Origin of the sequence: Halorhodospira halophila (assembly GCF_016653405.1) — a bacterium.
GTDB lineage: Bacteria > Pseudomonadota > Gammaproteobacteria > Nitrococcales > Halorhodospiraceae > Halorhodospira > Halorhodospira halophila_A.
The window spans coordinates 86,523-110,236 of the sequence record NZ_NHSN01000001.1 but is presented as its reverse complement, the minus strand read 5'-3'; the positions used below and the strand labels follow the sequence as shown (position 1 = coordinate 110,236).

Annotated in this window: 24 protein-coding genes and 1 pseudogene; 21 read left to right on the top strand and 4 right to left on the bottom strand. The window is 66.5% G+C overall.

Annotation, left to right across the window (positions count from 1 at the left end; all coding sequences use genetic code 11):
* Positions 1-6 precede the first annotated feature (6 nt).
* Positions 7-972, bottom strand: a complete 966-nt coding sequence (locus CCR79_RS00520; RefSeq protein ID WP_201167290.1) for a YgfZ/GcvT domain-containing protein — start codon at positions 970-972, stop codon at positions 7-9.
* A gap of 273 nt (positions 973-1,245) precedes the next feature.
* On the opposite strand from CCR79_RS00520, the gene sdhC reads away from it, so the two are divergent.
* The 6 genes and pseudogenes from sdhC to CCR79_RS13935 all read left to right on the top strand — a co-directional run.
* Complete coding sequence (gene sdhC / locus CCR79_RS00515) at positions 1,246-1,635, top strand: succinate dehydrogenase, cytochrome b556 subunit (RefSeq protein WP_201167287.1); 390 nt, start codon at positions 1,246-1,248, stop codon at positions 1,633-1,635.
* Between the two features lie 2 nt (positions 1,636-1,637).
* The gene (sdhD, locus tag CCR79_RS00510) at positions 1,638-2,021 is read left to right on the top strand and encodes a succinate dehydrogenase, hydrophobic membrane anchor protein (RefSeq protein WP_201167285.1); all 384 of its coding nucleotides are present in this window, start codon (positions 1,638-1,640) and stop codon (positions 2,019-2,021) included.
* Between the two features lie 7 nt (positions 2,022-2,028).
* Positions 2,029-3,819, top strand: coding sequence for a succinate dehydrogenase flavoprotein subunit (gene sdhA, locus CCR79_RS00505; RefSeq protein ID WP_201167283.1), 1,791 nt, complete (start codon positions 2,029-2,031; stop codon positions 3,817-3,819).
* 19 nt (positions 3,820-3,838) lie between these two features.
* Positions 3,839-4,627, top strand: coding sequence for a succinate dehydrogenase iron-sulfur subunit (locus CCR79_RS00500; RefSeq protein ID WP_201167280.1), 789 nt, complete (start codon positions 3,839-3,841; stop codon positions 4,625-4,627).
* Entirely contained in the window at positions 4,624-4,905 is a 282-nt protein-coding gene (locus CCR79_RS00495; protein WP_238632575.1) for a succinate dehydrogenase assembly factor 2, read from the top strand. Before CCR79_RS00500 ends, CCR79_RS00495 begins: the two co-directional genes overlap by 4 nt.
* A gap of 49 nt (positions 4,906-4,954) precedes the next feature.
* Positions 4,955-5,215: pseudogene (locus tag CCR79_RS13935) on the top strand (hypothetical protein); the annotation flags it as partial.
* An 82-nt stretch (positions 5,216-5,297) separates the two neighbouring features.
* Here CCR79_RS13935 and nadB read toward each other — a convergent pair.
* Complete coding sequence (gene nadB / locus CCR79_RS00490; protein ID WP_201167277.1) at positions 5,298-6,941, bottom strand: L-aspartate oxidase; 1,644 nt, start codon at positions 6,939-6,941, stop codon at positions 5,298-5,300.
* A gap of 178 nt (positions 6,942-7,119) precedes the next feature.
* Between nadB and rpoE the strand changes: the two genes are divergently transcribed.
* The 14 genes from rpoE to CCR79_RS00420 all read left to right on the top strand — a co-directional run bounded on the left by rpoE (position 7,120) and on the right by CCR79_RS00420 (position 19,814).
* Entirely contained in the window at positions 7,120-7,704 is a 585-nt protein-coding gene (gene rpoE, locus CCR79_RS00485) for an RNA polymerase sigma factor RpoE (RefSeq protein ID WP_201167424.1), read from the top strand.
* A 28-nt stretch (positions 7,705-7,732) separates the two neighbouring features.
* The gene (locus CCR79_RS00480; RefSeq protein WP_201167274.1) at positions 7,733-8,410 is read left to right on the top strand and encodes a sigma-E factor negative regulatory protein; all 678 of its coding nucleotides are present in this window, start codon (positions 7,733-7,735) and stop codon (positions 8,408-8,410) included.
* The gene (locus tag CCR79_RS00475; protein ID WP_201167271.1) at positions 8,397-9,386 is read left to right on the top strand and encodes a MucB/RseB C-terminal domain-containing protein; all 990 of its coding nucleotides are present in this window, start codon (positions 8,397-8,399) and stop codon (positions 9,384-9,386) included. The genes CCR79_RS00480 and CCR79_RS00475 overlap by 14 nt, the downstream gene beginning before the upstream one ends.
* A 63-nt stretch (positions 9,387-9,449) precedes the next feature.
* Entirely contained in the window at positions 9,450-10,925 is a 1,476-nt protein-coding gene (locus tag CCR79_RS00470; protein WP_242510754.1) for a DegQ family serine endoprotease, read from the top strand.
* A gap of 94 nt (positions 10,926-11,019) precedes the next feature.
* On the top strand, positions 11,020-12,819 hold the full coding sequence (gene lepA, locus CCR79_RS00465; protein WP_201167266.1) for a translation elongation factor 4: 1,800 nt from the start codon (positions 11,020-11,022) through the stop codon (positions 12,817-12,819).
* 9 nt (positions 12,820-12,828) lie between these two features.
* Positions 12,829-13,590: a signal peptidase I gene (lepB, locus tag CCR79_RS00460; RefSeq protein ID WP_201167263.1), complete on the top strand. Its 762-nt coding sequence runs from the start codon at positions 12,829-12,831 to the stop codon at positions 13,588-13,590.
* A 3-nt stretch (positions 13,591-13,593) separates the two neighbouring features.
* Positions 13,594-14,298 (top strand): ribonuclease III, encoded by a 705-nt coding sequence (rnc, locus tag CCR79_RS00455; RefSeq protein WP_201167262.1) that lies wholly within the window; start codon positions 13,594-13,596, stop codon positions 14,296-14,298.
* Positions 14,291-15,208: a GTPase Era gene (gene era, locus CCR79_RS00450; RefSeq protein WP_201167260.1), complete on the top strand. Its 918-nt coding sequence runs from the start codon at positions 14,291-14,293 to the stop codon at positions 15,206-15,208. The genes rnc and era overlap by 8 nt, the downstream gene beginning before the upstream one ends.
* Positions 15,209-15,913 (top strand): DNA repair protein RecO, encoded by a 705-nt coding sequence (gene recO / locus CCR79_RS00445; protein ID WP_201167258.1) that lies wholly within the window; start codon positions 15,209-15,211, stop codon positions 15,911-15,913. It abuts the gene before it with no gap.
* A 23-nt stretch (positions 15,914-15,936) separates the two neighbouring features.
* Positions 15,937-16,674 carry a pyridoxine 5'-phosphate synthase gene (gene pdxJ, locus CCR79_RS00440; protein ID WP_201167256.1) on the top strand — a complete coding sequence of 246 codons (738 nt, stop codon included), beginning with the start codon at positions 15,937-15,939 and terminating at the stop codon, positions 16,672-16,674.
* Positions 16,671-17,051: a holo-ACP synthase gene (acpS, locus tag CCR79_RS00435; protein WP_201167254.1), complete on the top strand. Its 381-nt coding sequence runs from the start codon at positions 16,671-16,673 to the stop codon at positions 17,049-17,051. Before pdxJ ends, acpS begins: the two co-directional genes overlap by 4 nt.
* Positions 17,052-17,069: 18 nt before the next feature.
* Positions 17,070-17,843: a 3'-5' exonuclease gene (locus CCR79_RS00430; RefSeq protein ID WP_201167252.1), complete on the top strand. Its 774-nt coding sequence runs from the start codon at positions 17,070-17,072 to the stop codon at positions 17,841-17,843.
* 7 nt (positions 17,844-17,850) lie between these two features.
* Positions 17,851-19,155: a 23S rRNA (uracil(1939)-C(5))-methyltransferase RlmD gene (gene rlmD, locus CCR79_RS00425; protein WP_201167250.1), complete on the top strand. Its 1,305-nt coding sequence runs from the start codon at positions 17,851-17,853 to the stop codon at positions 19,153-19,155.
* A 17-nt stretch (positions 19,156-19,172) separates the two neighbouring features.
* The gene (locus CCR79_RS00420; protein ID WP_201167246.1) at positions 19,173-19,814 is read left to right on the top strand and encodes an NUDIX domain-containing protein; all 642 of its coding nucleotides are present in this window, start codon (positions 19,173-19,175) and stop codon (positions 19,812-19,814) included.
* Between the two features lie 82 nt (positions 19,815-19,896).
* On the opposite strand, the gene purB is transcribed toward CCR79_RS00420, so the two are convergent.
* The gene (gene purB / locus CCR79_RS00415; protein WP_201167245.1) at positions 19,897-21,264 is read right to left on the bottom strand and encodes an adenylosuccinate lyase; all 1,368 of its coding nucleotides are present in this window, start codon (positions 21,262-21,264) and stop codon (positions 19,897-19,899) included.
* Between the two features lie 107 nt (positions 21,265-21,371).
* Here purB and CCR79_RS00410 point away from each other — a divergent pair, with 107 nt between their 5' ends.
* Positions 21,372-22,769 (top strand): class II fumarate hydratase, encoded by a 1,398-nt coding sequence (locus tag CCR79_RS00410; protein WP_201167244.1) that lies wholly within the window; start codon positions 21,372-21,374, stop codon positions 22,767-22,769.
* A 34-nt stretch (positions 22,770-22,803) separates the two neighbouring features.
* Here CCR79_RS00410 and CCR79_RS00405 read toward each other — a convergent pair whose 3' ends face one another.
* The gene (locus tag CCR79_RS00405; RefSeq protein ID WP_238634805.1) at positions 22,804-23,604 is read right to left on the bottom strand and encodes a RibD family protein; all 801 of its coding nucleotides are present in this window, start codon (positions 23,602-23,604) and stop codon (positions 22,804-22,806) included.
* Positions 23,605-23,714: the final 110 nt, after the last annotated feature.

The window sequence follows — 23,714 nt, the reverse complement described above, 5'->3', positions numbered from 1 at the left end:
GGCGGTTCAGGTGCCGGCCTCGCGGAGGTGCAACGGCTGTCCGTTCACGCTCAGCGATGCGGGGCCGGCCAGCTGTGCCTCGCGCAGCGAAACGAGGGCCGTGAACCCCTGCGGCGCACCCGCTGCGCAGACGACGTGGCCGGCCAGCTGGTTGTCGGCATCACGGACCTCGCTGCCGTCCGCCGGCGCATCTCCGGTGCCCCGGGCGCGGAACATGCGCTGCTTGACCTTGCCGCGGTAGTGCGCCCGCGCCACCACCTCCTGCCCCGGGAAGCATCCCTTGCTGAAGCTCACGCCACCAAGGCGATCGAGATTCACCATCTGCGGGATGAACAGTTCCCGGCCCGGGGCGCGGATCTCGGGCTGTCCGGCAAGGATTTCCAACGCCCGCCAGGTCTCTTCGTCGGTCGGCGGCAGGTGTTCGGCAAGCACGCCCTCTACCGCGGCCACCGGGGCCGCCGGTCCGACCACCCAGTAGCGCTCCGGCGCACCGGGTAGCCGGATGATCGCCACCTCGCCGCTGCGCACAACGCCTTCGGCCTCTGGCATAGGGCGCTCACTCCATCGGGCCAGCAGGCTCCGGGCGGTCGGGCCGGCCGCCCGGAGCAGGCGCCACTGCATGTCGGGGGCGTGCACCGTCACCCTCGAGCGCAGTACATACATCTGCAGCCGGGCGACGGTCTCGGCCGCGGTGTCCTCCGGGAGGACGAGCCGGTAGCCGTCGTCCCAGGGGATGACTCGCGCCAGGGCAAGCAGCCGCCCCTTGGGCGTGCACAACCCGGCCAGCACGCTGCGTGCGTCGTCTGCAGCCGGGATGTCCGCGGTCAGGATGCGTTGCAAGAAATCCCCGGCTTCCTCGCCGGTAACCGCCACCACGCTGTAGCCGGTGCCGGTCTCGAGGCACTCCGGCTGAGAGGCACCGGCGCCGTCTTCGGGCGCATCTACCGGTACGGTCGGGAACTCTTCTCGCATAACCTCTCCTCGGTGGCTTGCTGCATCGGCGGCTTGCTGCATCTCGTGCCACTCTAGGGGCGGGATCCGTATACTGACATCGTATTCATTGTGGGTGATCATCGCCGGGGCAGCCAGCCTTAGACCGGGGCAGAATGTTAATCTTCCGTCAGCATCAGTATTCCCATTTGTTAATGCTTGCATTACGATTGTCCGCAATATAGCTTATCGTCCCGTTTCCTCACTCTTATCGTGCGCCGCAGGTTCTGACTCGGCTCAGCGGAGCAAAAATCCATGAGAAATCCGAATCGTCCGCTCTCTCCGCACCTGACCATCTACCGGCCGCAGTTGACCTCGCTGCTCTCGGTGCTCCACCGCGGCACCGGGGTGTTCGTCACCATGGCTGCGGTCCTGCTGGTCGCCTGGGTGATGGCCTTGGCCGCCGGACCCGAATACTACGAACTGCTGACGCGGGTGCTCGGCCACTGGTTCGGGCAGCTGGTGCTGCTGGGTATCACGTTCAGCCTGGCCTACCACCTTTGCAATGGCGTTCGGCACCTGGTTTGGGACACCGTGCGCGCCTTCGAGCTCAAGGCGGTCTATCGCGGCGGTTACATGGTGCTCGCCGCGAGCGTCCTGTTGACCGCCCTGGTCTGGGTGATCGCCTACGCAGGGGAGTTTTGATCATGCGTAAGTACGAGACCGCCGTCTCCCGGGCCCGCGGCCTCGGCTCGGCCAAGAACGGCTTCCACCACTGGTGGCATCAGCGCCTGACCGCGGTGGTGCTGGTTCCGCTGATGATGTGGCTGGGGATCGGCCTGGCCCTGCAGGCCGGCGCCGATTTCGAGGCGGCCCGGGCGTGGGTGGCGAACCCGTTCAACGCGACGCTGCTGATCGCCGCGATCATCATGTTGTTCTATCACGGGGCGCTCGGCGTTCAGGTGGTCATCGAGGACTACGTCCACCTCGAGGGGCTGAAGTGGTTCGGCAACCTCGCCGTCTACTTCGCATGTTTCCTGGTGGCCGTCGCCGGGATCCTGGCGGTCATCCAAATCGTTCTGGGGGGCTGAGGCGCAGATGACAGAACCGATCAAGACGGTCGAACACCAGTACGATGTCGTCGTTGTCGGTGCCGGTGGGGCCGGGCTCCGGGCGACCTTCGGCATGGCCGAACAGGGGCTGAACACCGCCTGTGTCACCAAGGTGTTCCCCACGCGCAGCCACACCGTGGCGGCCCAGGGCGGCGTCTCGGCGGCGCTCGGCAACATGGGCGAGGACGACTGGCGCTGGCATATGTACGACACCATCAAGGGGTCGGACTGGCTGGGTGACCAGGACGCCATCGAATACATGTGCCGCGAGGCGGTGCCGGCCATCGTGGAGCTGGAGCACTACGGCGTGCCCTTCTCGCGCACCGAGGACGGCAAGATCTATCAGCGCCCGTTCGGCGGCATGACCACCCACTTCGGTGAGGGAACGGCCCAGCGGACCTGCGCGGCCGCGGACCGAACCGGGCATGCCATCCTGCACACGCTCTACCAGCAGGCGCTCAAGCACAAGGCGGAGTTCTACATCGAACACTTCGCCATCGACCTGATGATGGACAACGGGGTTTGCCGGGGCGTGGTCACGCTCGACATGGAGACCGGCACGGTGCATATCTTCCGGGCCCATCAGGTGGTGCTGGCCACTGGCGGCTACGGGCGGAGCTACTTCTCCTGCACCTCGGCCCACACCTGCACCGGGGATGGCAACGGCATGGTCCTGCGTGCCGGTCTGCCGCTCCAGGACATGGAGTTCGTGCAGTTCCACCCGACCGGGATCTATGGCGCGGGCTGCCTGATCACCGAGGGGGTCCGGGGCGAGGGCGGTTACTTGACCAACGCCCAGGGCGAGCGGTTCATGGAACGTTACGCCCCGAACGCCAAGGATCTGGCCTCGCGCGACGTGGTCTCCCGCTCGATGACCATCGAGATCCGCGAGGGGCGGGGGGTCGGCGAGCACGGCGACCATATCCACCTGCATCTGGAGCATCTCGGGCCGGAGGTGATCCATGAACGGCTGCCAGGTATTGCCGAGTCGGCCCAGATCTTTGCCGGTGTCGATGTGACCAAGGAGCCGATCCCGGTCCTGCCCACGGTCCACTACAACATGGGCGGGATCCCGACCAACCACATGGGTGAGGTGGTTCATCTCAAGGGTGGTGACCCCGATGCGGTGGTTCCGGGGCTTATGGCCATCGGCGAAGCTGCCTGCGTCTCGGTGCACGGCGCCAACCGGCTCGGGTCGAACTCGCTGCTTGATCTGGTGGTCTTCGGCCGAGCCGCCGCCCACCGTGCCGCCGAAGTCATCGGCGGCCGCGGCAAACCCCATGCACCCCTGCCAGAGGGGGCGCCGGATCTGGCGCTGCAAAGGCTGGATCGGCTGCGTCGGGCCAATGGCAGCAAGCCGACGGCGCAACTGCGGGCCGAGATGCAGAACACCATGCAGAACTACGCCGCGGTCTTCCGCACGGGTGATGTGTTGGAGCAGGGCTGCAACCGGATGGACGATGTCTTCCGGGGCTTCGCCGACGTCGGGGTAACCGACCGTTCGCTGATCTGGAACTCGGATCTGATCGAGACGCTGGAGCTGGAGAACCTCCTTGGCAGCGCGGTGACCACCATCCATTCGGCGCGCAACCGCTTGGAGAGCCGCGGTGCCCACGCCCGGGAGGACTACTCGGAGCGTGATGACGAGAACTGGCTCAAGCACACGCTGGCGACGCTGCGCAGTGACGGTACGGTGGACATCGACTACCGCCCCGTCCATCTCCATACCCTGAGCGACGACGTGGAGGCGATCCCTCCCAAGGCCCGGGTGTACTAAAGACTCCAGGGAGACAGACATGGCAGAGTTCAGGCTTCCCGCCAACTCCCGCATCCGGAAGGGCTACACCTACCGTGCCCCCGACGCGGAAAAGAGCGAGAACATCCGGCGCATCCGGGTCTATCGTTACGACCCGGAGGGCGGCGCCACCCCGCGCATGGATACCTACGAGATCGACGCCGACAGCGCCGGACCGATGGTTCTCGATGCGCTGATCAAGATCAAGGACGAGGTCGATCCGACACTCACCTTCCGGCGTTCCTGCCGGGAGGGGATCTGCGGCTCCTGTGCGATGAACATCGACGGGACCAACACGCTCGCGTGTACCAAGGGCATGGATGAGATCAAGGGCGACGTGAAGGTCTACCCCCTGCCACACACGGACGTGATCAAGGACCTGGTCCCCGACCTGAATCACTTCTACGCCCAGTACGCCTCGCTGGAGCCGTGGATCAAGACCGAAACCCCGACACCGCCGGACAAGGAGCGCCTGCAGTCGAAGGAGGAGCGCGAGGCCCTCGATGGGCTCTACGAGTGCATCCTATGCGCCTGCTGCTCGACCTCCTGCCCGAGCTACTGGTGGAACGGCGATCGCTACCTGGGCCCGGCAGCGCTGCTTCAGGCTTATCGTTGGATTGCCGACAGCCGTGATGAGGGCACCGGGGAACGCCTCGACGACCTCGACGATTCCTTCAAGCTGTACCGGTGCCACACCATCATGAACTGCACGGCGACCTGCCCGAAGGGGCTGAATCCGGGCAAGGCGATCGGTGCCATCAAGCGGCTCATCGCCGAGCGTGAGACGTGACGCCGGTCGAGCACCATGCAGAGGCCGTGGCGGTGCGTAAGCGGTTGCGCTGGCGCTGCCGTCGCGGCACCAAGGAGCTGGACCTGCTCCTGGAGCGCTTCTTGGACGATCAATTCCTGCATCTCGATGCGCAGGACCAGGCGGCTTTCGAGCGGCTGCTCGGGCTTGAGGACCACTTCCTGCAGGACTGGCTGATCGCCGGGCAATCACCCACGGACGGGGAGCTGCACCGGGTTGTCGAACTTATCCGAACCACTGAGTTTCCGCCCGCGCGTTAGCAGCGCGTGGTTGCTTGTCCTAGCGGCGGCGGCCGTTGGGGGGCTGCTCGTGCTTGCCGAGCGGTCACCGCCAGTGGCGCTGTTCTTGCTCTGGGGCGGCGGACTGGTCGCGGCGCTGATCGCCGCCTGGCGCAGCCAGCGCCGTCTCCACTGGCTGCGCCGCTGTCATCTTCATCCCGACGGGCGGATCTTCCTACAGTCGCGGGACGGGCGCCGGTGCGGCGCCCGGGTGGTCAGCCGTTTCGCCCACCCATGGTTGGTCGCGCTCACCGTCCGGACCGTGGACGGGCGGCGCTACGATCTGTTCATTCCGCGCGGTCGGCTCGGTACTGAGCACCACCGGCGGCTGCGGGTCTGGGCCCGCTCGCGGCCCATTGATCCGCCGGCGGGCGTCATCGCTCGCGGAAAGAGCGCAAGTGGCCGAAAGGCCGGGGTTTTGGTGGGCGCAGGACGGTGGTGGAGCTCTGTTCATCGTCGCGCTCCGGAAAGTCCAGGGTGTAGTGTAGACCGCGGCTCTCCCGGCGCCGGCCGGCGCAGCGCACCGTGAGATTGGCTACCTCGATGAGGTTGCGCAGCTCGATCAGATCACCGCTGATGCGGAAGTTGCTGTAGTACTCGTGGACCTCGCGGGATAGCAGGTCGATGCGCCTTGCCGCGCGTTCGAGCCGGCGGTCGCTGCGGACGATCCCCACATAGTTCCACATCGCTCGGCGTAGCTCGGCCCAGTTGTGGCTGACCACGACCTGTTCGTCGGAGTCGGTAACCCGGCTCTCGTCCCAAGGCGGGAGTTCGGGTGCCGGGATCGGCTGCTGCGCCTTGGCCGCAATGTCGCGGGCGGCCTCCGCGCCGAAGACTAGGCACTCAAGCAGCGAGTTGCTCGCGAGGCGGTTGGCTCCGTGCAGCCCGCTGCAGGCTGTCTCGCCGACGGCGTAGAGCCCCGGGACGTCGGTGTGCCCGCGTCTGTCGGCGATCACCCCGCCACAGGTGTAGTGGGCGGCGGGCACCACGGGCAGTGGCTCGCGGCGCATGTCGATACCCAGCTCCTGGCAGCGCCTCAGGATGGTCGGGAAGTGCTCCTCGATGAGCGAGTCCGGCTGGTGGCTGATGTCCAGATAGAGGCAGTCTGCGCCGAGACGTTTCATCTCGTAGTCGATCGCCCTTGCCACTACGTCCCGGGGGGCGAGTTCGCCGCGGGGGTCGAAGCGTTGCATGAAGCGTTCGCCACTGGGTAGGAGCAGGTGCCCACCCTCGCCGCGTACCGCCTCACTGATCAGGAAGGAGCGCTCCTGCGGGTGGTACAGGCAGGTCGGGTGGAACTGGTTGAACTCCAGGTTACCCACCCGGCATCCGGCCCGCCAAGCCATGGCGATCCCGTCACCGGTGGCGGCGTAGGGGCTGGTCGAGTAGAGGTAGACCTTGCTGGCCCCGCCGCAGGCGAGCACCACATAGGGTGCGTTGAGCAACTCTACGCGACCGCTGGCCTGGTCGAAGACGTAGGCCCCATAGCAGCGGTCCTCTGGCTCGCCGAGCCGCGCCCCGGTGATCAGGTCCACCGCGTAGCGGCCCTCGAGCAGATCGATATTGTCCCGCTCGATTACGAGCCCGGATAGGCTCCTTGAGATCGCCGCCCCGGTGGCATCCTCGGCATGTACGACACGGCGGTGGCTGTGCCCGCCCTCCTGGTGGAGATGCAACCCGTCGGTGCCGGCCCCGGGTGTGATGCGCGAGAAGGGCACTTCCTGGTCGACGAGCCATTCAATCGCCGTGCGTGCGCGCTCGGCCACGAATCGCGTAATATCCGAATCGTTGAGGGCCGCTCCGGCTTCCAGGGTGTCGGCAACATGGGCATCCACTGAGTCGGCCGCATCCAGCGCTGCCGAGACTCCGCCCTGCGCGTAGGGGGTGGCTCCCTCGGTCAGGGTTCCCTTGGAGAGGACCGCCACGCGAAGCTCGCGGGGGAGCTGCAGGGCCACGGTCAGCCCGGCCAGTCCGCTACCGATCACCAGGACATCGTAAGCCGTTCTTGGTTCCGCCATTTGGTTGCGCTTTTGCCAGCCTATCGGATAGGCTGCAAAGCTTCGCACGCCGCGCCACCCGCGGCAAATCACCCACCCACGATTGTCAGATTCCCGGAGCCGTGCGCGAACTCACGCCCCAGCGGAGTGTCTACAGCAGCAAGTACCGGCGCACCGACACAGGAGGGCGCCGGTGGCGATGAGCTCCGAGGAGTCGGACCGTGAGCTCGTGGAGCGTGTCCAGGCCGGTGATAAGCAGGCCTTTGACCTCCTCGTGCTGCGCTATCAGCAGAAGCTGGTCAAGCTCATCTCGCGTTACGTGCGCGATCCGCAGGAGGCGATGGACGTGGCTCAGGAGGCCTTTATCAAGGCCTACCGGGCGATACCCGGATTCCGGGGGGAGAGCAGCTTCTATACCTGGCTCTACCGGATCGGGGTCAACACGGCCAAGAACCACCTGGTTGCGCAGGGGCGCCGGCCACCGGACTCCGATGTCGATGCGCAGGACGCGGAGCGTTTTGACATCGACACCATGCTCCGCGAGCAGGATACGCCGGAGGCCGAAGCCTATCGGGACGAAGTCGAGCGCACGGTGGTCGAGGCCATCGCCGAGCTGCCGGAGGAGTTGCGTACCGCGGTCACGCTGCGGGAACTCGAGGGTCTGAGCTATCAGGAGATCGCTCAGGTCATGGAGTGCCCGGTGGGGACGGTACGCTCGCGCATCTTCCGGGCCCGAGAGGCGATCGACAAGCGACTGCGGCCGCTGACCGGCGAAGAGACATAGGGCATGGTGGCTTTCGGGGGATAAGGGTATGTCGGAAGAAGAACATCGGGACCGACTCGCAGAGCAACTCTCCGCGCTGGTGGATGACGAGTTGCCACGCGAGCAACGGGCGTTCCTGATGCGGCGTCTGGACCATGACGCCGATGCCCGCCTGCAGGTGGCGCGCTACTATCTGATGCGTGATGCGCTGCAGCGCAACCTGCCGCCGCAGCCCAGTACCGATCTGGTCGAGCGGGTGCGCGCGGGGCTGGCCGATGAGCCAGTCCACCATGTTCAGCGCGGCGCGGCTCGGCAGCCCGCAGCGCGGGATTGGCGCCGTCCGGCGTTCGGCGGTCTGATCGCCGCTAGTGTGGCGGCGGTGACCGTGCTCTGGTGGCAGGGTGGGGCGCCACCCGATGCTGGCACCGGGCCGACGGCCGGCAGCGGCGAACCGGCGACCGAGGTGGCCTCGCCGGCAGGCGGTGAGCGATCCATAGGCGGCACCACGGTTCGTCCCGTCACCCTGGGCGACAGTGGCGGACTGCCCTGGCCGGATAGCGACCGGGGCACAGCGGGAACCACCCGCGAACAGTCCTTTGATCCGGTGCCAGACGCCATGCCGTCCCGTTTGCATCGCTTCATGATCGATCACGCCGAGCAGGCCGAGTCCGACTACCCCGGCAGCATGCTTCATCAGGTACGGGTTCCGCAGCATGGGGATCCCTGATCGGGGCTGGTTCCGCGGCGCGCTCCTCTGCGCCGGTTTGCTCTGGGCCGCGCACGGCCAGGTCGCGCTGGCCGATGACAGCGGCCAGCGCGCGGCCGATGATGGCCGCGAAGCGCTCAACCGCATGGTCGAGGCCCTCGATCAGCGCTCCTACGAAGGGATCTTCGTCTACGCCCGGGCCGGCGTCGTGGAGACCGTGCGCATCGTGCACCGCGCCGACGAGGCTGGTCGCCACCAGCGTCTGGAGATGCTCACCGGAGCCCACCGGGAGCTGGTGCGTACGCCCGAGGGTGCCCTGCTGGCTGGACCTGTCCCCGAGGGGGATCGACTGCGCGGCAGTGGCGTGGCGACCGCCTTGGGCGAAGGGTGGCCCAGGGCTGACAGCATCTCCGATGAACTCTATCGTATCCGCATCGGTGGGGAAGGGCGGGTCGCCGGACGCCCGGTCCAGGTGATCTCCATCGAGCCGTTGGATCAGCTGCGCTACGGTCATCGTCTCTGGGTCGATGAAGAGAGCGGGCTGCCGCTCCAGGCCCAACTGCTGGACGGGCGCCGGGTCATCGAGCGCCTGCTGTTTACCAGCTTCCGCCTCCGCGAGGACATCGGCACCGAGGAGTTGGCCCCCAGCGGCGAGGCGCAGCAGCGGGTTGAGCGCCGCCCGGCTACAAAGACCGCAGACGGCCCCGAACCGGATTGGGAAGTGATCGACGTGCCCGCGGGGTTCTCCCGGATTGCCCACGGCCGGATACCGTCGGAGGAGCAAGGGCAGGATCCCATCGAGCACTTGCTGTTCAGCGACGGCCTGGCCACTGTGTCCGTCTATATCGCCCCGGAGCCGGAAGGTGATGAGGGGCGGGCGCGGGCCGGGGCGCTGCATGCCCACGAACGCCCCGTCGATGGCTATCAAGTCACGGCGATCGGCGACGTACCAGCCAAGACCGTCGAGCGTTTCGCGACTCGGACGCAGCGACGCTAAGACATCTCGGGAACAGTGGACCGGGCCAGGCGCCCCCGGGCAACAGGGTGAGGATCGATGGGTATGGCGAAACGTGAGTCAGTGCGGATCGCACTGGCTGTCGGTTTGGGGCTGGGTATCAGTGTCCCGGCGGCTGCCCTCGAGCTGCCGGATCTCACCGAGCTCGTCCGCGATAACAGTGCGGCGGTGGTGAACATCAGTACCCGGCAGGAGGCGCCAGCACAGCCGACCCCGGAGGGAATGCCGCCCGAAGGCATTGAGCCCCAGCAGGGTCCGGCGCCGCCGGCCACCGGGGCGCGCCAGGTCTCGACGCCCCATGGTGACGAGCTGCATCTCCCCGATCCCGGTGAGCAGCCTGGCCCGGGTCCCTTCGGCGAGGATGGGCAATCACTCGGTTCGGGGTTTTTGATCAGCGAGGACGGAGTCATCCTGACCAATCACCACGTCGTCGCCCGGGCGGAGGAGGTCATCGTCCGACTCGCCGATGGTCGCGAGCACGACGCGGAGGTGATCGGCTCCGACGAGCGCACCGATTTGGCCGTCGTCGAGATTGAGACCGACGATGAGCTGCCCACCGTCTCGGTGGGCAGCGCCGATGCACTTGAGGTCGGGGAGTGGGTCCTGGCCATCGGCTCGCCGTTCGGATTCGAGCACTCCGTAACCGCCGGGATCGTTTCGGCCAAGGGCCGTTCGCTGCCGCACGGGAACTATGTGCCTTACATCCAGACTGATGTGGCTATCAACCCCGGGAACTCCGGGGGGCCGCTGTTCAACCTCGACGGTGAGGTTGTCGGGATCAATTCGCAGATCTATAGCCGTACCGGCGGCTTCATGGGGCTGTCATTCGCGATCCCCATCGAGCTGGCGATGGACGTCGCCGATCAGCTCCGTGAGACCGGGGAGGTGCAGCGCGGGTGGCTCGGGGTCCTGATCCAGGACCTGACGCGTGATCTGGCCGAGGGGTTCGGCCTTGAGCGCCCCCGTGGGGCCCTGGTCTCGGAGCTGCTCGATGACAGCCCCGCCGCTGAGGCCGGCCTTCAGAGCGGAGACGTCATTCTGGAGTTCGACGGCGAGGTGGTGGAGAATTCCGCCGCCTTGCCGCCCATGGTCGGGCGGACCAGTATCGGGCGCAGGGTCGAACTGCTGATCCTTCGTGATGGCGAGACCAAGACCGTGGAGGTCGAAGTGGCTGCCCTGCCGGGCGAGGACGAACTCGCCGCCTCGCCCGGGAAGCAGGACCCTGCGGACCGTAAGGGCGGTGCCGACCTGGGGCTGCGGGTGGAGCCCGTGGACGATGCCACCCGGCAGGAGTTGGAACTGGAGGATGAGGGCGGAGTGCTCATCACCGGCGTCGAAGAGGGGCCGGCCGCCGAGGCCGGGCTGCGGGTGGGCGACGTGCTGGTCAGTTTCGATCGGGAGCCTGTGCACACGGCGGAGGACCTCAGCGACGGCGTGGCTGCCGTGGAGCCCGGCAGTACCGTGCCGGTGCTGGTGATCCGTGACGGACACCCGAGTTTTCTGGCATTACAAATGCCCTGAGGCCTCGAAACGAGTAGAATGTGGGCGCCGCCCGCACGCGGGTGGCGCTTTTCTTTTTGGTTGGAACCGGCGACAAGGCAGGACCGAGCAACGCATGGAGAATATCCGCAACTTCTCGATCATCGCCCACATCGATCACGGCAAGAGCACGCTCTCGGATCGATTCATTCAGGTCGCCGGGACGCTGAGCGAGCGCGAGAGCCGCGACCAGGTCCTGGATTCCATGGACCTTGAGCGCGAACGAGGCATCACTATCAAGGCGCAGAGCGTGTCGCTGAAGTACCACGCGCGGGACGGGCAGGTCTACGAGCTGAACTTCATCGATACCCCGGGCCACGTGGACTTCTCCTACGAGGTATCTCGTTCGCTGGCCGCGTGCGAGGGAGCACTGCTGGTGGTCGATGCCTCCCAGGGGGTCGAGGCCCAGAGCGTCGCCAACTGCTATACGGCCCTCGAGCAGGACCTGGAGATCATCCCGGTGCTCAACAAGATCGACCTGCCGTCGGCGGAGCCTGAGGAGGTGCTCGAGCAGATCGAGGAAATCATTGGGCTGGACGGGGCCGAGGCGCTGATGGTCAGCGCCAAGACCGGTGAGGGGGTCGAGGATCTGCTCGAGGCCCTGGTCCAACGGGTGCCGCCGCCGAAGGGGCAGGCCGACGCGCCGCTCAAGGCCTTAATCATGGACTCCTGGTTCGATAACTACCTCGGCGTGGTGTGCCTGGCCCGGATCTTCGACGGCGAACTGCGCAAGGGGGACCGGATCCGCGTGATGGCCACGGACCGCGAATTTCAGGTGGATGATCTGGGCATCTTCACCCCTAAACGCACCCCGCAGGACCGGCTCGGTACCGGGCAGGTCGGCTATGTGGTCGCAGGCATCAAGGACATCGACGGTGCGCCGGTTGGTGCCACCCTCACGCGCGCTCAGGAGCCAGCCGCAACGCCGGTGCCCGGTTTCAAGCAGGTCCAGCCGCGTGTATTCGCCGGTCTCTTCCCCACCAGCTCCGACGACTTCGAGGCGCTGCGCACCGCCCTTGGCAAGCTACGGCTCAACGACGCCGCATTGAACTACGAGCCCGAAAACTCCCAGGCACTGGGCTTCGGTTTCCGCGTGGGGTTCCTTGGCATGCTCCACATGGAGATCATCCAGGAGAGGCTCGAGCGGGAGTACGATCTGGACCTGGTCACGACCGCACCGACCGTGGTCCACCACGTGATCACCCGCGACGGGCAGGAGCTGGAGATCGACAACCCGGCGAATCTGCCGCCGAACGCGGAGATCGAGGAGATCCAGGAGCCGATCATCGAGGCAAGCATCCTGGTGCCCCAGGAGTACGTCGGCAACGTCCTCGCCCTCTGCGAGGAGAAGCGGGGCGTCCAGAAAGAGATGCAGTACGTTGGCCAGCAGATCTCGCTAGTCTACGAGATGCCGCTCAGCGAGGTGGTCCTCGATTTCTTCGACCGCCTCAAGTCGGCGACGCGTGGTTTCGCTTCCTTCGATTACGAACTCAAGCGTTTTCAGGCCGACGATCTGGTCAAGCTCGATGTCCTGATCAACGGCGACCGCGTGGATGCGCTGTCGAATATCGTCCACCGGGATCACTCCTACCACCGCGGCCGGGCCCTGGTGGAGCGGCTCAAGGAGATCATCCCGAGGCAGATGTTCGAGGTGGCCATACAGGCGGCCATTGGCGGGCAGATCATTGCACGCAGCACCGTCAAGGCGATGCGCAAGAACGTCACCGCCAAGTGCTACGGCGGGGATGCGAGCCGCAAGCGCAAGCTCCTCGAGAAACAGAAGGAGGGCAAGAAGCGCATGAAGCAGGTCGGCAAGGTGGAGATCCCGCAGGATGCCTTCCTTGCCGTGCTGCGGGTCGATGACTCAAAGGATTAGTGGGCGCCCATGAACTTTGAAATCCTCCTTGTTGTGCTGACCCTGCTCACCGGCCTGGTGTGGGGCTGGGATCGGTGGCTGCGTCACCGCGAGAATATCGATCGTGACCGCGACCCGTGGTATATCGATCTGCCGCGCTCGCTTTTTCCGATCATCCTGATCGTGTTGCTGGTTCGCTCGTTCGTGGCCGAGCCGTTCCGCATCCCCTCCGGTTCGATGCTCCCCACGCTGCAGGCCGGCGATTTCATCCTGGTCAATAAGGCCTCCTACGGCATCCGTCTGCCCGTCCTGCGCAGCCGCCTGTTCGGGGATGGCGAGCCGGAGCGGGGCGAGGTGGCCGTGTTCCGCTATCCCGTTGACCCGGGCCAGGACTACATCAAGCGAGTCATCGGCCTGCCTGGGGACGAGATTCGGTATCAGGATCGGACGTTCTACGTTAACGGTGAGCGCCTGGAGCAGGAAGGGCAGGAGCGCTACGCCGGCCCAGGCGCTGACCCGGACCAACCCTCGGTCCTGCGCACGGAGCGGGTCTCCGGTCGCGAATACACCATCCTCCACCATCCGGCTTCCCAGTCGGCGGATTTCACGTACACGGTCCCCGAGGGTAAGTACTTCACTGTCGGGGATAACCGGGATCGCAGTGCCGACAGCCGGATGTGGGGCCCGGTGTCGGACGACTACCTGGCCGGGCGCGCGTTCCTGATCTGGATGAGTTGGGACAGCGAGGAGGGCGGGATCGCCTGGGATCGCATTGGCCAGCGGATCGAATAACCCATGTCCGATCTCGAACGCCTGCAACAGCGGCTCGATCACCGGTTCCGGGAACTTGACCGCCTCCAGGAGGCGGTCACGCACCGCAGTGCCGGCGGCCGCCACAATGAACGCCTGGAATTCCTGGGCGACTCGGTGCTGAACTTCGTCATCGCCCACGAGGTATTCCACCGGCGCCCGGGCGATAGCGAGGGTACGCTGTCGCGGTTGCGCGCGAGCCTGGTCAATCGCTCCAGCCTAGCGGCCATCGCGCGGGACATAGAACTGGGTGACCATCTTCGCCTGGGCGGCGGCGAACTCAAGAGCGGCGGCCACCGGCGTGACTCCATCCTGGCCGATGCCCTGGAGGCGGTGTTCGGCGCGGTCTACCTGGACGCGGGCTTCGAGACCGCGTCGCAAGTCATCATCGGCTTGTATCGTCCGCGACTGGAGAGCTTGCCGGAGCAGGCGGTGCTCAAGGACCCCAAGACTCGCCTGCAGGAGGTTCTGCAGTCGACGCGCCGTCCCCTGCCCGGCTACCAGGTGCTGGATGTCCGCGGACGAGCCCACCATCAGCGCTTTCAGGTCGAGTGCCGACTCAGCGACAGCGAGCAGAAAACGGTCGGTGAGGCCGGCAGCCGCAGGCAGGCCGAGCAGCGCGCCGCCGAGGCGATGCTCGTCGAGATCGGCGCCGAGTCGGCGGAAGGAGGAGGCTCCGGCCATGAGTAATGGATCAACCGAGGCGATTGCGACGCTCGAGCACAGCGGGCTGTGCGCACTGGTCGGTCGGCCCAATGTCGGTAAATCGACGCTGCTCAACGCCTTGCTCGGCGAGAAGGTGAGCATCGTCACGCGCAAGCCACAGACCACTCGGCACCGTATCCTGGGCGTTCTCAATCGCCCCGGATCCCAGACGGTGCTGGTCGATACGCCGGGCATGCACCAATCCGCCAAGCGTGCCCTGAATCGCCAGCTCAACCGGGCCGCCCACAGCGCGCTGGAAGATATCGATGTGGTCGTCTTCGTCGTCCGCGGAACAGAGTGGAAGGATGACGACCAGAGGGTCCTGGAACGCCTCACCGAGGTCGACGCCCCTGTCATTGCGGCGGTGAATCAGGTTGACCGGGTCCAGGACAAACGGCTGCTTTTACCACATCTGGAGTGGTTGGCCGCGCAACGGGAATTCGCGGCGCTGGTGCCGGTATCGGCTACCCGGAAAGAGAATCTCGATGCCCTCGAGCAGGAGATCATCCAGCAGCTTCCGGCGGGGCCACCCCTGTTCCCGGCCGACCAGATCACCGACCGGGACCTCGGCTTTCGCCTCGGTGAGTTAGTCCGCGAACAGCTCATGCTCAATCTCGGCGACGAACTTCCCTACACCACCACGGTGCAGATCGAGCAGCTCCATCGCGAGGAGGGTATGACCCGGCTATCGGCGGTCATCTGGGTCGAGACCGAGGGGCAGAAACCCATCGTGATCGGACGCGGGGGCGAACGACTCAAGAAAATCGGTCGCAGCGCCCGGTTGCAGATGGAGAATATGCTCGGCGAACGGGTCCACCTGGAGCTCTGGACCAAGGTCAAGGAGCAGTGGACGAACGATCGGCGGGCGCTCGACGAGCTCGGTTACACGGATTGAATGGATACCGCGCAGGGGCAGCCGGCCTGGGTGCTTCATCGGCGAGCCTTCCGCGAGAGCAGCACCCTGGTCGAACTGTTCAGCCGCGAGCACGGGCGTATCGGTGCAGTTGCCAACGGGGTGCGGCGACGGGGGTGGAGCGGGCAGCTTGAGCCTTTTATCCCGCTTCAGGTCGTCTGGAAAGGCCGCGGCGACCTCAAGACCCTGACCGAAGTCGAGCAAGCCGGACGCGGCTATGCGTTGCGTGGTGGGGCGCTGGCGTGTGGGTTTTACATGGCTGAGCTCCTGCTGGCGTTGACCCGGCGGGAGGACCCGCACCCGCTGACCTGGGAGCGTTACGCTATCGCCGTCGATTGTCTGGCTGGGGATGATGCGGAGCCCGCACTGCGGCGCTTCGAGCTCGCGCTCCTGGAGGAGAGCGGCTACGGCATGGAGCTGGAAACGGACGTCCTCGGCCGGCCGGTTGTGCCGCAGTCCGCCTACCGCTACACCCCGGAGCGGGGCGCTGAGCCTGCGGGCACGGGCGAGGGCGGCGTGGAGGTCCGGGGGGCTACACTGCTGGCACTGGCAGCCACGGAGGGGCAGGGTTTGTCGCAAGAACCGGTGCGCAGCGAGGCGCGGCGGCTGATGCGGGCGGTGCTCCATCGACATCTGGGTGGGCGCCGGTTGCGCAGTCGCGAGATGTTCCGATCGCTGCGCGGTTGATGGGACGGCTTTCTGGGAGACCTATGTCCACGGGGCAAATTCAACTCGGTGTCAATATCGATCATGTGGCTACGCTGCGTCAGGCGCGCGGCACACGCTACCCTGACATCCTTCACGCCGCGGCGGAGGCCGAGCGCGGAGGGGCGGATGCGATCACGGTCCACCTGCGCGAGGATCGCCGGCACATTCAGGACCGTGACGTGGAGGAGCTGCAGCGGCATACGCAGACCCGGGTCAACCTGGAAATGGCGGTTACCGACGAGATGATCGGGATCGCCTCGCGGCTGGGTCCGGCGGATTGCTGCCTGGTGCCGGAACGGCGCGCCGAGTTGACCACCGAGGGTGGCCTCGACGTTGCCGGGGATGTGCAGCGCCTGGAGCAGGCTTGCCGCAGCCTGGGCGAGGCCGGCATCCGGGTGTCGCTGTTCATCGACCCCGATCCGGCCCAGATCGATGCCGCGGCGACCGCCGGGGCCCCGGTGATCGAACTCCACACCGGTGCTTACGCCGATGCCCCGGATGCCGCTACGCAGGGCCGCGAACTCGAGCGCCTGCGGACGGCGGCGTTACGGGCCCGTGATGCCGGACTGCAGGTCAATGCCGGGCATGGTCTGCACTACCATAACGTGGAGCCGGTAGCGGCACTCCCGGCCATGGCCGAACTGAACATCGGCCATGCCATTGTCGCCCGCGCGGTCTTCGAGGGGCTGGCGCCGGCCGTGGCGGAGATGAAGCGGCTCATGCGGTCGGCGGCGGCATGATTGCCGGCATTGGTACGGACATTGTGGCCGTGGTGCGACTGGAGCGTGCACTGGAGCGCCACGGTGAGCGACTCGCCCGGCGTGTTCTGGCGCCGGGCGAACTGCAAGGCTTCCAAGAGTCCGGCGGTACCGCGGCGTTCCTGGCGCGCCGATTCGCTGCCAAGGAGGCTGCCTCCAAGGCCCTGGGCACCGGGCTGAGCGATGGGGTGACGCTGCGCGATCTTGAGGTGGTCCACGATGCCCGGGGCAAGCCCTCGCTGCGCTTCCACGGCGCCGCCGCCGAGCGGGCCGCAGCCCTGCGGGTGAATGAGGCAGCCCTGAGCCTCAGCGACGAGCGGGAGTACGCCGTTGCCTTCGTGGTCCTCGTAACCGGCTGATCGACAGGGAGAGAAACGATGAACGTGCTCGCCTTTGATATCGAGACCGTTCCCGACCTGGCCGGCGGCCGGGTCGTCTACGGTCTGGACGGCCTCGAGGACACGGATGTCTCCCGGGCCATGGCGGCGCGACGCCGCCAGGAGACTGGAAACGAGTTCCCGCGACTGCACCTGCACCGGGTGGTGGCCATTTCGCTGGCCGGTCTGGTCGAGGGCCGTTTTCGCGTCTGGTCACTGGGCACCCCGGAGGATGGCGAGCAGATACTCCTCGAACGCTTCTTCGAGGGACTCGATCGCTATGTGCCCAATCTGGTCTCCTGGAACGGCAATGGCTTCGATATCCCCGTGCTGCACCATCGCGCTCTGATCAATGGGGTCAGTGCGCCGCGTTACTGGGAGACGGGCGACAACGATCGAGCCTTCCGTTTCAACAACTACCTCAACCGCTATCATGATCGCCACCTCGATCTGATGGACGTCCTCTCCTCGTTCCAGATGCGGGGTGCCGCACCGCTGGACGAGGTGGCCACGCTCTGCGGTCTGCCCGGCAAGATGGGCATGACCGGCGGCGCGGTAGCCGATGCCGTCGCCCGGGGCGAGATCGAGGCGGTGCGCAACTACTGCGAGACCGACGTGCTCAATACCTATTTGCTATACCTGCGCTTCCAGTACTTCCGCGGCGCCCTGGACCGCGAAGACTACCAGCGCGAGACCGACCGGGTGGCTGCGGCGTTGGAAGCCACCGATCGTCCCCACCTGAGCAGCTTCCTGGAGGCCTGGCGTGGGGCGTAAACGGCGTATGTCCCGCGAGCCGGTGGAGGCCCGTATCGAGGGCATGGCCCACGAGGGGCGCGGGATCACCCACGATGCCCAGGGGCGGCCGGTTTTCGTCGATTTCGCCCTGCCGGGCGAGCGGGTTCGCTACCGGTATACCAAGCTGCGCCGTCAACGGGCCGAGGCGACGGCGATCGAGATTCTCGAGCCGGCGGCCGAGCGGATCGCACCGCATTGTGACCATTTCGGCACCTGCGGCGGGTGCGCGCTGCAGCATCTTCCCCCGGAGGCGCAGATCGCCCACAAGGAACGGGTCCTGCTCGAGCAGCTACAGCGCATCGGTGGTGTCGAACCGGAGCAGCGTCTGGCACCGCTGACCGGGCCGGTCTGGGGGTACCGGCGCAAGGCGAGGCTAGCCGTCAAGCACGTGCCTAAGAAGGGTGGGGTGCTAGTCGGCTTCCGCGAGAAGCACAGCCCGCTCGTGGCGCCGGTGGACAGTTGTCCGGTGCTCGACCCGCGGGTGGGTGAGCGCATGCAGGACCTGGCCAGTCTGGTCGGCTCCCTGTCGATCCCGGACCGCATTCCCCAGATCGAGGTAGCCTGCGGGGACGCGCGCGCGGCGCTGGTGCTGCGCCACCTGGCGCCGCTCACAGACAGCGATCTGGATCGGCTGAGTGAGTTTGCCGCAGCCACCGGCCTGGCCATCCTCCGTCAGCCGGGGGATGAATCCACGGTGACGCCGGTGGCGCCGCAGTCGGCGCTGGACCTAAGCTACGCCCTGCCGCCCTACGATGTCGAAGTGGCGTTCTTACCCACGGACTTCACGCAGGTCAATGCCCCCATCAACGTGGCCATGGTCGAGCAGGCTCTGGAATGGCTGCAGCCGCGGCCGGGCAGACGCATCCTCGACCTGTTCTGCGGGGTGGGCAACTTCACGCTGCCGTTGGCGCGAGAAGGGGCCGCGGTGACCGGCATCGAGGGCGAGGCGGGACTGGTCCGCCGCGCCGAGGAGAATGCGGCCACCAACGGCCTGGACGCCTCCTTCGCCGTGGCCGATCTCGCCAGCGAGGAGGGCACCCGACAGGCGGCGGGACACTATGACGCCGTCCTGCTGGACCCGCCACGCTCTGGTGCCCAGGAGGTTCTTCCCGCGGTTGCCGGCACAGGCGCTAGCCGGGTGGTCTATTGCTCCTGTGGCCCCGCAACGTTGGCCCGCGATGCCGGGATCCTTGTCGCCGAGCACGGCTTCCGGCTGAAGGCGGCGGGTATTATGGACATGTTCCCGCACACCGCCCATGTCGAGAGCTTCGCGGTTTTCGACCGTGACTGAATCGAGGGAGTAAAGGAATGGCCCACCGTTTCGAGATCCTCGGTCGTGACCCCTGCCATGAGGGGTTCCTCCGTTTGGACCGGATCCGTCTGCGTCACGCCAGGTTTGAGGGCGGCATGACGCCCGAGTTGACGCGGGAGTGTCTGGTCCGTGGCTTGGCCGTTGGCGTCCTGCCTTATGATCCCGAGCGCGACGAGGTCATCCTGGTCGAGCAGTTCCGGGTCGGGGCCATCGACGACAATCGCGGCGCCTGGATCACCGAGACCATCGCCGGCATCGCGGAACCTGGGGAAGATCCGCGCACAGTGGCCATCCGCGAGGCGCGGGAAGAGGCCAACGTGGTCATTGAGGACCTGCGCCCGATTGCGGACTACCTGCCCAGCCCCGGCGGCAGCACGGAGCGGGTCGTGCTTTACTGTGCCCGCTGCGATACCAGTGAAGCCGGCGGTGTCCACGGGCTCGACGAGGAGCACGAGGATATCTGGACCCATGTGCTCCCGGCCGACGAGGCCATCGGACAGGTGGCAGAGGGCCATTATCGGGCCGCCATGCCGGTGATTGCGCTACAGTGGCTGGCTCTCAACCGCCGTCGTCTGCGCGAGGAGTGGACCGAGGGGGCCTGGTCGGACCATCTCTGGTCCGCTGAGGATCCCGACTAGCGCCCGGAGCAGCAACGTCACCGGGCCCACCCGGGGCCGGGCCGCAAGGGCCCGGCGCACCCGGCGCAGAGGCGGCGAGCGGCTACACTGCGCGGGCCTGGGCCGCGGCATTGCCCAGGTAGGTTCGCGGGGTTAGCCCGCGCAGCTGATCCTTGGCTTCCTCCGGTAGGTCGAGCCCCTCGATGAATGTGCGGACCGCGTGCTCATCGATCCGGCGACCACGCGTGAGTTTCTTGAGCTGCTCATACGGTTCCTCGGCCCCGTAGCGGCGCATCACCGTCTGGATCGCCTCGGCCAATACCTCCCAGGCAGCCTCTAGGTCGTCGTCGAGGCGGTGGGGGTTGGCCTCCAGCTTGCCGATACCTTTCTCAAGGGACTTCAGGGCAATGAGTGTGTGGGCGATGCCCAGGCTCACCGTGCGCAGGGCCGTGGAGTCACTCAGATCCCGCTGCCAACGGGATACGGGCAGTTTGCGAGCCAGGTGCTCAAGCAGCGCTGACGAGACCCCCAGGTTCCCTTCGGCATTCTCGAAATCGATCGGATTGACCTTGTGGGGCATGGTCGAGGAGCCGACCTCGCCGGCAACGACCCGCTGTCCGAAGTAGCCGAGCGAGATATACCCCCACACGTCGCGGCTGAGATCCAGCAATACGGTATTGACCCGGCTGATGGCATCGAACAACTCGGCGATCCAGTCGTGGGGCTCGATCTGCGTGGTATAAGGGTTCCACCCCAGCCCCAGACCCTCGACGTAGCGCTGCCCCAGGGCAGGCCAGTCCACCTCCGGGTACGCGATCAGGTGGGCGTTGAAGTTGCCCACGGCGCCGTTGATCTTGCCCAGCGGCTGGACATCCGCCAAGCGCTGCCGCTGCTCGCGCAGCCGATGCACCACGTTGGCGATCTCCTTGCCCAGCGTTGTGGGCGAGGCCGTCTGACCGTGCGTGCGCGAGAGCATGGGCTGCTCAGCCTGGGCATGGGCGAGCTCGCGCAGCTGCTCGATGGTGGCGTCCAGCGCCGGCAGCAGGACCTCGTCGCGGACACCACGGAGCATGCACGCCCAGGCCAAGTTGTTGATGTCCTCGGAGGTGCAGGCGAAGTGCACAAACTCGGCGCGCTGCGCGAGCTCTTCGTGCGCGGTGAGCCGCTCCTTGAGATAGTACTCGACGGCCTTGACGTCGTGGTTGGTGGTCGCCTCGATCGCCTTGATTCGCCGCGCCTGCTCGGTGTCGAAACCGGCCAGCAGCTCCTCCAGGAAGGTGGTGGCATCGGCCGACAGCGGCGGGACTTCGGCGATTCCCGGCTCGTTAGCCAGGGCCTGCAGCCAGCGGACCTCGACCACCACTCGGTGACGAATCAAGCCGTACTCGCTGAGCAACGGCCGCAGGCTGTCGGTCTTGTCGGCGTAGCGCCCATCGATCGGCGCGAGTGCGGTCAGGGTATCCAGCTCCACGGGTAAGGGTCTCCGCTGCCAATTCCGGCCGCGTATTCTACAATGCCTGTTCGCCTTTTTGTGGGCCTGATCGCCCCTCGCTATTGAGCAGGAGAGAGAGCCAATCTATGACTCAAGACGGTTACCGGATCGAACGCGACAGCATGGGTGAACTCCAGGTCCCGTCGGACGCCCTGTACGGCGCGCAGACGCAGCGTGCGGTGCAGAACTTCCCGATCAGCGGGCAGCCCATGCCGCGGCCCTTCATCCAGGCGCTGGGGCTGATCAAGGCGGCCTGCGCGCGAGCCAACCGCGACCTCTCCGGCCTCGATCCGACCGTCGCCGAAGCCATTGCGGAGGCGGCCGAGGCCGTCGCAAGGGGCGAGTACGACGACCATTTCCCCATCGACGTCTTCCAGACCGGCTCGGGCACCTCGAGCAACATGAACGCCAACGAGGTCATCGCCCGGCTGGCCAGTGACCGGGCGGGCTGCCCCGTCCACCCCAACGATCACGTCAACATGGGGCAGAGTTCCAACGACGTCATCCCGACGGCAATCCACGTCAGCGCCGCCCTCGAGGTTCACGATCGGCTGCTGCCGGCACTGCGCCGACTGGCGGACACCATCGAGCAGCGCGCCACCGAGTTTGAGGATGTCACCACCACCGGTCGGACTCACCTGATGGATGCCATGCCGGTGACCCTGGGGCAGGAGCTCTCGGGCTGGGCCGCGCAGATCCGCAACGGGGTCAGCCGCATCGAGGCTGGCCTGCCGAGGCTGCACGCCCTGGCCCAGGGGGGCACCGCCGTGGGCACCGGCATCAACGCCCCGGCAGAGCTGGGTGAGCAGGTCTGTCGGCGGCTTGCCGAAGCCAGCGGCGTACCCTTCGCCCCGGCGCCGAACCGCTTCGAGGCCCTGTCGAGCCAGGATGCCGCGGTGGAGCTATCCGGACAATTGCGCACCGTGGCGGTCTCTTTGATGAAGATCGCCAATGACCTGCGCTGGATGAACAGCGGCCCGTTGGCGGGGCTGGGCGAAATCAGCCTCCCGGCCCTGCAGCCCGGATCGAGCATCATGCCCGGCAAGGTCAATCCGGTCATCCCGGAGTCGGTGGCTATGGTCGCGGCACAGGTCATGGGTAACGACACCACCGTCTCGGTGGCGGGCCAGTCCGGGAACTTCCAGCTTAATGTCATGCTGCCCGTGATCGGCTACAACGTGCTGCAGAGCATCGATCTTCTCGCCAACGCGTCGACGGTCCTCGGGCAGGACGCCATTGCCGGGTTTACCGTTAACGAGGACAACCTGCGCGCCGCTCTGGACCGCAACCCGATTCTTGTGACGGCCCTGAACGCCGTGATCGGTTACGAGAAGGGCGCCGAGATCGCCAAGCAGGCGTATCGGGAGGGGCGGCCGGTGATCGAGGTGGCCCGCGAGATGACCGACCTCTCGGAGGCAGAGTTGCAGCGCCTGCTGGACCCTCGGGAGCTGGCACGCGGCGGCATCCCGGGCCAGGGACAGTAACCGCCCGGCCGGGATGCCCGGCGCCTGGATCGGTCTACCCCCGGACCCGGTCCAGGCGCATCAGTTGCTGTTCCTCGCCCGGGGCGGTACCGGGGTCGAGGTAGATCCAGCGCAACAGGAAGTCGGCCGGGCGCTCAAGGCCTGCACCTTCGATGATGGTCTCGAACGCACCTGGCTTGCCGCCGATGATCCGGTGGCGGACGGTTTTGAAGAGTGTATCGAGGCTCCCGTCCGAGACCAGAGTATGTGCTACTTGAGGACCGGCGACCGAATACACCCGGGCATACCCAAGTGCGCCGAGCGTCTCGCGCACCTGCTGACCCGTCACTCGCCCGCCGGGGAACCGGGCCGCCACCTCGGCTCCCACCTCACGATGACACTGCAGCCGTTCCGCTGCTGTATCTTCCGGGACGAACAGCCAGATCCGTCGCCCCTGCTCGCGCAGCAGGGACGGGATCCGAAAATCCGCTGAACCGGAAACAACCGCCACATCCGGTTGCAGCTGCATCCCGTGATCCCGCCGCCACTGCTGCAGGTCGTTGAATGCCGGGCCCACCGGAAGGATATCCTGGGCAAAGCCCCCCTCGAGTTCCCGCAGGTAACGCCCGCTGGTGATCAGGCAGTCCGCTCGCGCGGCGAGCTCCTGGAAGAGTCGCCAGTCACGGGCATTAGCCACCGTATCTGGCACGCGGCAACCGGGGCCGACATCAAGGCTGATGCGCCCGTCCAGGCTGGTGACAAAGTTGGCGTAGACCCATGGCGTATTGCCGCTCCCCTCCGGGAGAGGGGTGTCGAGGTAGAGGCCTTCGAGGTCGACGGAACCTGTTGATTCCAAAGGATACAATCGCTGAAGCCGGGGATGTAGGGTAGGGTCCATGCAGGTGACGGCCTGATCAGTTTGGGTTGCCCGAATGTAACACGCTCTACAGAATAGCCGAGTATCCC

What these genes read in the sequence shown, in the direction of transcription:
- CCR79_RS00470 (WP_242510754.1), top strand. Translation starts at nt 9,450, where the DNA reads ATGGCGAAACGTGAGTCAGTGCGGATCGCACTGGCTGTCGGTTTGGGG.
- CCR79_RS00520 (WP_201167290.1), bottom strand. Translation starts at nt 972, where the DNA reads ATGCGAGAAGAGTTCCCGACCGTACCGGTAGATGCGCCCGAAGACGGC.
- nadB (WP_201167277.1), bottom strand. Translation starts at nt 6,941, where the DNA reads ATGGCGGAACCAAGAACGGCTTACGATGTCCTGGTGATCGGTAGCGGA.
- recO (WP_201167258.1), top strand. Translation starts at nt 15,209, where the DNA reads ATGGATACCGCGCAGGGGCAGCCGGCCTGGGTGCTTCATCGGCGAGCC.
- rpoE (WP_201167424.1), top strand. Translation starts at nt 7,120, where the DNA reads ATGAGCTCCGAGGAGTCGGACCGTGAGCTCGTGGAGCGTGTCCAGGCC.
- acpS (WP_201167254.1), top strand. Translation starts at nt 16,671, where the DNA reads ATGATTGCCGGCATTGGTACGGACATTGTGGCCGTGGTGCGACTGGAG.
- CCR79_RS00410 (WP_201167244.1), top strand. Translation starts at nt 21,372, where the DNA reads ATGACTCAAGACGGTTACCGGATCGAACGCGACAGCATGGGTGAACTC.
- sdhA (WP_201167283.1), top strand. Translation starts at nt 2,029, where the DNA reads ATGACAGAACCGATCAAGACGGTCGAACACCAGTACGATGTCGTCGTT.
- pdxJ (WP_201167256.1), top strand. Translation starts at nt 15,937, where the DNA reads ATGTCCACGGGGCAAATTCAACTCGGTGTCAATATCGATCATGTGGCT.
- CCR79_RS00475 (WP_201167271.1), top strand. Translation starts at nt 8,397, where the DNA reads ATGGGGATCCCTGATCGGGGCTGGTTCCGCGGCGCGCTCCTCTGCGCC.
- CCR79_RS00420 (WP_201167246.1), top strand. Translation starts at nt 19,173, where the DNA reads ATGGCCCACCGTTTCGAGATCCTCGGTCGTGACCCCTGCCATGAGGGG.
- sdhD (WP_201167285.1), top strand. Translation starts at nt 1,638, where the DNA reads ATGCGTAAGTACGAGACCGCCGTCTCCCGGGCCCGCGGCCTCGGCTCG.
- lepB (WP_201167263.1), top strand. Translation starts at nt 12,829, where the DNA reads ATGAACTTTGAAATCCTCCTTGTTGTGCTGACCCTGCTCACCGGCCTG.
- rlmD (WP_201167250.1), top strand. Translation starts at nt 17,851, where the DNA reads ATGTCCCGCGAGCCGGTGGAGGCCCGTATCGAGGGCATGGCCCACGAG.
- CCR79_RS00500 (WP_201167280.1), top strand. Translation starts at nt 3,839, where the DNA reads ATGGCAGAGTTCAGGCTTCCCGCCAACTCCCGCATCCGGAAGGGCTAC.
- CCR79_RS00480 (WP_201167274.1), top strand. Translation starts at nt 7,733, where the DNA reads ATGTCGGAAGAAGAACATCGGGACCGACTCGCAGAGCAACTCTCCGCG.
- rnc (WP_201167262.1), top strand. Translation starts at nt 13,594, where the DNA reads ATGTCCGATCTCGAACGCCTGCAACAGCGGCTCGATCACCGGTTCCGG.
- lepA (WP_201167266.1), top strand. Translation starts at nt 11,020, where the DNA reads ATGGAGAATATCCGCAACTTCTCGATCATCGCCCACATCGATCACGGC.
- era (WP_201167260.1), top strand. Translation starts at nt 14,291, where the DNA reads ATGAGTAATGGATCAACCGAGGCGATTGCGACGCTCGAGCACAGCGGG.
- sdhC (WP_201167287.1), top strand. Translation starts at nt 1,246, where the DNA reads ATGAGAAATCCGAATCGTCCGCTCTCTCCGCACCTGACCATCTACCGG.
- CCR79_RS00430 (WP_201167252.1), top strand. Translation starts at nt 17,070, where the DNA reads ATGAACGTGCTCGCCTTTGATATCGAGACCGTTCCCGACCTGGCCGGC.